At 69.9% G+C, this 445-nt stretch carries 1 protein-coding gene; it reads left to right on the top strand.

Annotated elements, in window-relative coordinates; genetic code table 11:
- Positions 1-445: FKBP-type peptidyl-prolyl cis-trans isomerase (locus D7Y13_RS46400; protein WP_439329269.1), on the top strand; the 445-nt coding region annotated here is incomplete at both ends.

The following is a 445-nucleotide window of genomic DNA, read 5'->3' as shown; positions in this document are numbered from 1 at the left end:
GCTCGTGACCTACGCGCTGACCGCTTTCAACTCCGAAACGGGCGAGAAGCTCGGCTCGGTCGGCTACGGCGAAGACCCTGTGCTCCCGGTCCAGATCTCGCCCGACAACCCGGTGGGCCAGATCCTGGGCTGCGCGGCCCCCGGCACCCGGGTCGTCGTGGCGTACCCGCCGGCCGACCCGAACCCCGGCCAGGTCTACGTCTTCGACTTCATCGCCACCGTTCCGAACGCCGCATGGGGGGAGCCGCAGGAGCCCGTCGCGGGCATGCCCGAGGTCACGCTGGCCGATGACGGTGCTCCGACGATCGAGATCCCGGACGGCGACGCCCCTGCCGACCTCGAGCTGGCAACGCTGAAGAAGGGTGACGGCGCGGTCGTGGCTTCGGGCGACACCGTCCTCGTGCAGTACACCGGTGTCAAGTGGTCGGACGGCACGGTGTTCGAC

The organism is Corallococcus praedator, assembly GCF_003612125.1.
In the GTDB taxonomy this organism is placed as follows: domain Bacteria; phylum Myxococcota; class Myxococcia; order Myxococcales; family Myxococcaceae; genus Corallococcus; species Corallococcus praedator.
This window is presented reverse-complemented; position numbering and strand designations above follow the sequence as displayed.